This is a genomic window from Gemella sp. GH3 (assembly GCF_013415425.1).
Lineage (GTDB): Bacteria > Bacillota > Bacilli > Staphylococcales > Gemellaceae > Gemelliphila.
Genome location: NZ_JACBYC010000016.1, coordinates 1 through 386 on the forward strand (window position 1 = coordinate 1; position 386 = coordinate 386).

The following is a 386-nucleotide window of genomic DNA, read 5'->3' on the forward strand; positions in this document are numbered from 1 at the left end:
GCTGATGAGCATGCTACCTGCCGAATGGAATGACTGGATTATTGGCGCTAGACAAGCATTGATTGACCAAAGAGACATTGCGTTGTACGGCGCTCAATATAATGCGGTTGCTCAAGCTGGTAAATCACTAAAACGTTTTGTTAGGCAGAACGAAAGAGAACATTACATTATTCGTGGTCAAGAAGATGAATACGAAAGAATGAAACAGCGTGAGCTAGCTAAAAACAAACGTAAAAGAGAAATACAAAAACAAGGTACTCGCAAGTTCCTTAACAGCTTAAAAACAAGTCATAAAGGAGGTTAGGCATGGAGAAGAATTTTCTGGCTCGTGTTACAGCTATAATCAGTGATTTTAAAAGGAATATGAGAACTGCGCAACGTATGGC

Annotated in this window: 1 protein-coding gene; it reads left to right on the forward strand. The window is 39.9% G+C overall.

The window, feature by feature from the left end; genetic code table 11:
- The first annotated feature begins 1 nt into the window (after position 1).
- Positions 2–304, forward strand: a complete 303-nt coding sequence (locus HZY83_RS00085; protein ID WP_228098430.1) for a hypothetical protein — start codon at positions 2–4, stop codon at positions 302–304.
- Positions 305–386 lie beyond the last annotated feature (82 nt).